Source organism: Terrabacter sp. P5_B1, assembly GCF_056400505.1.
The window spans coordinates 1-5,044 of sequence record NZ_JBFULD010000307.1; the positions used below are offsets into that span (position 1 = coordinate 1).

Sequence of the window (5,044 nt, forward strand, 5' to 3'; positions counted from 1 at the left end):
GCGTCGACCTCGACCTGCCCGACTCGAGCGCCGGCCGGGCGACGGTGCGCGAGCGCGTCGACCGCGGCATCGAGGACCTCTCCGCGAGCGTCCTCGGCTTCGACGGCGACCCGAGCGGTGACCGGCGGGTGCTCGCCGGCTACCTGTCGGCGCGCGACGAGATCGCCGCCGGAGGCACGATCCCGCTYGGCGAGGAGATCGCGATCCTCGAGCTGCTCACCGACTTCGCCGAGCTGAGCCGCAACCGTCCGGTGGCCGAGGAGCGACACACCGAGCTGCTCGTGCACAGCCCGCGTGAGCACTTCCACTCCTACCTGCAGAGCCTCGACGTCGACCGGGCCGGCCTCTCGGACGAGTTCCGCGACAAGCTCGCCCGCGTGCTGCGCCACTACGGCGTCACCGACTTCGAGCGCACGCCCGACCTGGAGGAGGCGGTCTTCCGCATCTTCCTCGCCCAGCAGCGCTCGGCCCCCGAGGTGCAGCTCGCGACCTCGATCCTCCAGCGCTGGCTCGCCGAGCCCATCCCGCAGCCGCCAAACGACGCCGCCGCCCGCGACGTGCTCGACCGCCTCGTCGTCGCGACGCAGCTGCGCTTCCCCGTCATCGGTGACCTCGCTCGCAGCGTCCGCTTCCGCTGGTTCGACCAGCCGCTCGTCGACGAGGACCGCCAGAGCGTCCTCGCCGGGGTGCGCGACAAGCTCGCGAGCCTGGCCGCCGAGCCCGAGGCGCCCGACCACGCGGCGCGCATCGACGAGCTGGCGGCCATCCCCGAGCAGATCGTCCGCTTCCTCGCCGAGCGGCTCCACGAGGAGACACCCGAGCGGCTGCCCGAGCACGAGCCGATGCTCGAGGTGCTCATCAAGCGGCACTACCGCGAGCACGAGCTGCACGGCCTGCGCACCTTCTCCGAGGGCGGGCGGCCCTTCGCCGTCGCCGACTACACGCTCGATGACCGTCCGACGCACCTGACGTCGACGATCGGCGGTGTCGACGAGCTCGTGCCCGACGGCCCCCTCGACGCGGCCGTGTCCAACGACGTCTGGTCGCGCCCGACCGGGCTGCACTCCGTCGTCGACCTCTACCTGCGCTGGCCGGAGGAGCCGGAGTCACCCGACGCCGCGAGCGAGCAGCTGGCCGCGCTGCTCCAGCAGCTTCCCTTCGCCCAGGACGTCCGCCGGGTGGCCGTCGCCGTCAGCGCCGGCCGCGGGCGACCCGTCAGCTACTTCACCTTCCGCCCCGTCGACGGCACGATCGTCGAGGACCGGCTCGTCCGCGGCGTGCACCCCATGGTCGGGCGCCGTCTCAACCTGTGGCGCCTCACGTCCTTCGACGTGACACGCCTCGAGGCGCCCGAGGACGTCCTGCTCTACGAGTGCGTCGCCAAGGACAACCCCGAGGACCGCCGCCTCGTCGCCCTCGCGCAGGTGCGCCAGATCGTCGTCGTGCGCGACGAGTCCGGTCAGGTCTCGGGGCTGCCGCACGTCGAGCGCGCCATCGCCAACTGTCTCGAGGCGATCCGCCGGAACCGTACGAGCCGCGGCGCCAAGGGCTCCAAGCTCGACATGAACCACGTGTGGGTCCAGATCTGGCCGACCATCGAGGCGGACCTCAGCCAGCTGACGGCCCTGCAGGACAAGATCGCCCCCGTCACGGCCGGCGCCGGCATCGAGGAGGTCCTCGTCCAGGGCCGCATCGCCGGCGCACCCGGCGAGGCGCCGGTGCCGATCGCCGGCCGGTTCTTCTACCAGCCGGGGTCGGGCGTCACCGCCGCCGTGGGGGCACCTCCCACCGAGCCCCTCAAGCCCCTCGACGACTACGCCTCCAAGGTGGTCCGGGCTCGCCGGCGCGGCCTCGTCTACCCCTACGAGCTGCAGTCGATGATCGCGGGCGAGGGCGGCTCCGTCGTCGAGCACGACCTCGACGACGCCGGCGCGCTCGTCCCGGCCGACCGCCCGCAGGGCCTCAACAAGGCCGGCATCATCGTGGCCGTCGTCAGCTCGCCGACCGCGCGCCACCCCGAGGGCGTCACCCGGGTCGTGCTGTCGGGCGACCCGCTCCGCTCGCTCGGGTCGGTCGCGGAGGCCGAGTGCGCTCGCGTCATCGCGGCGCTCGACCTCGCCGAGCAGATGCAGGTCCCCCTCGAGTGGTACTCCCTGTCGGCCGGCGCGCGCATCTCGATGGACTCGGGCACCGAGAACATGGACTGGGTGGCCCGGGCCCTCAAGCGGATCATCGAGTTCACCCAGGCGGGCGGCGAGATCAACATCGTCGTCGCGGGGATCAACGTCGGCGCCCAGCCGTACTGGAACGCCGAGGCGACGATGCTCATGCACACCAAGGGCATCCTCGTCATGACGCCCGACAGCGCCATGGTCCTCACCGGCAAGCAGTCGCTCGACTTCTCCGGTGGCGTCTCGGCCGAGGACAACTTCGGCATCGGCGGCTACGACCGCGTCATGGGTCCGAACGGCCAGGCGCAGTACTGGGCCAAGGACCTCGCGGGCGCCCGCGCCATCCTCATGGCGCACTACGACCACGCCTACGTCAGCCCCGGCGAGTCCGGTCCGCGCCGCGTCCCCACGAGCGACCCGTCGCACCGTGACGTGACGCTCTTCCCGCACGACGCACCCGGCTCGGACTTCACGACGGTCGGCGAGATCTTCAGCTCGCTCACCAACCCGGACCGCAAGAAGCCCTTCGACATCCGCACCGTCATGCGAGCCGTCTCCGACCAGGACCACGAGCCGCTCGAGCGCTGGGCCGGCATGGCCGACGCCGAGACGGCCGTCGTCCAGGACGCCCACCTCGGCGGCATCCCCGTGTGCCTCATCGGCATCGAGTCGAAGTCCGTTGCGCGACGGGGCTTCCCGCCCACCGACGGCCCCGACACCTATACGGCCGGCACGCTCTTCCCCCGGTCGAGCAAGAAGGTCGCGCGGGCCATCAACGCCGCGAGCGGCAACCGGCCGGTCGTCGTCCTGGCGAACCTGTCGGGCTTCGACGGCTCGCCGGAGTCGATGCGCAGCCTCCAGCTCGAGTACGGCGCCGAGATCGGCCGGGCCATCGTCAACTTCGACGGCCCGATCGTCTTCACCGTCGTCTCCCGCTACCACGGTGGCGCGTTCGTCGTCTTCTCCAAGACGCTCAACCCGCGCATGACGGTGCTCGCCGTCGAGGGGTCGTTCGCCTCGGTGCTCGGTGGCGCCCCCGCTGCGGCCGTCGTCTTCTCGCGCGACGTCGACGCCCGCACGTCGTCCGACCCGCGCGTGGCCGAGCTCGAGGGCCGCCTGGCCGCCGCGTCCGGGGTGGAGCGGGCGCGCCTCGCCACCGAGGTCGCCGAGCTGCGCACGTCGGTGCGCGCCGAGAAGCTCGGTCAGGTCGCCTCCGAGTTCGACACGGTGCACAGCATCCACCGCGCCGTCTCCGTCGGCTCGGTCGACGCCGTCATCGACGCCCACGACATGCGGCCGCGCATCATCGCGGCCATCGAAGCCGGCCTCGCCACGACGGACTGAGCCGAAACCCACACCCACCCACCCAGTCGAGTGCCCACTTCCCGACGCAGGGAAATGAGCACTCGACCATCACGCGGCCAGACCACCCAGCCGAGCGGCCACACCACCTGGTCGAGTGCCCACTTCCCGACGCAGGGAAATGAGCACTCGACCCCACCCGACCATCGGGGGTTGATGCCATGGGCGCGTCGTGACCGCTGACCGTGGGGGCCCGGCTGGTGCGGGACGGCATACGCCGGCAGGTCAGTCCAGGCCGAGCTCGGCGGCACGCCGCACGATCTCGCGTCGGGTGCGAAGCCCCAGCCGGCCGAGGACCGCCGAGACGTGGTGGTCGACGGTCTTCGGCGAGATGTAGAGGTCGCGGGCCAGCTCGGCGTTCGTCAGGCCCCGGGCGACGAGACGCGCGACATCGAGCTGCCGGTTGGTCAGCCCCGACGGGTTGGCGCGCGTGCTGGCCCGGCGCCGCACCGGTGGTGGGGTCAGCCCGTGGGCCCGCAGGACCTCACGGGCCCGGCCGGCGGAGCCTGCGGCCGGGAGGACCTCGAGGTCCTCGACGGCCCGTGCGGCCCGACCCGCGTGAGAGCCGTGGACGGCCGCCAGGGCTGCCTCGTACGGCGCGCCGATCTCCGTCCAGGCCGCCGCCGCGCCGTCATGGCGGCCGACCAGCTCCAGCCGGAACGGCTCTGCCACCCCGCCATGGAGCCCTTCCGCACCGGTGCCGCGTCCGACCCGGGCCAGCCAGACGAGCAAGTCACCGACCGCCCACTGCACCCCGGACAGGTCGGCGACGTCGTCCAGCGTGGCGGTGGCCGTGTCGAGTCGAGCGTCGGGCTCGCCGGTCAGCCACGATCTCTCGGCGAGCGCCGACAGCACGGGTAGGTGGGCCAGGGGCTCGTCGAGCCGTTGCGCGACGCTCCAGGCGACATCGAGGTGTTCGGTGGCGGACCTCCCCGCCGATGCCTCGCCGGTCCGCAGCGCCACCAGCCCTCGCACGAGAGACGGCCACATCATCGCCAGCGGCATGCCCTGACCGTCGATGACGGCGTCGGCGTCCTCCAGCGCCGCCGCCCATCGAGCCCGCTGGAAGTGCAGGCGCGCCCGCATCGCCGTCTGCCACTGGTTGCACACGGGGATGTCGCGCTCCACCGTGATCGGGATCGAACGAGCGAGCACACCCTCCGCGTCGCGGAAGCGCCGGTGCTCGACGTCGATGGCCGACAGGTTGGAGTATGCCGTCGTCCCCACCTCGTCGTAGGAGCGCTCGAGCGCGAGCGCCGCGTGCATGAGGAGCCGACCTCTTGCGCTGAGCGTGCCCCGCAACAGGTCGCTCGCGTCGTCGATGATGTCGCAGCGGATGCCGACTGCGTCGTCCCCGGTGCGGGCCGCGACCTCCCGTGCCAGCCGGCTGCCGACGTCGGCGGCGTCGTGGTCGTGTCGGCGATAGGCGAGGTAGGCCTGGGTCGCGCAGGCGGAGCCGTACGCCTCGGTGTCGTCGCGCGCCACCGCGAGCCGCGCGTGCTGCTCGGCCT

The 5,044-nt window shown here is 72.6% G+C and carries 2 protein-coding genes; one reads left to right on the plus strand and one right to left on the minus strand.

Going from position 1 to position 5,044, the window contains the following annotated elements; translation table 11 throughout:
• Window positions 1–3,515 (plus strand): carboxyl transferase domain-containing protein (locus tag AC1DP0_RS17850; protein ID WP_478086990.1); only part of this gene is annotated, 3,515 nt, incomplete at its 5' end.
• Window positions 3,516–3,758: 243 nt separating this feature from the next.
• Here AC1DP0_RS17850 and AC1DP0_RS17855 read toward each other — a convergent pair.
• Window positions 3,759–5,044: helix-turn-helix transcriptional regulator (locus AC1DP0_RS17855; RefSeq protein ID WP_478086992.1), on the minus strand; the 1,286-nt coding region annotated here is incomplete at its 5' end.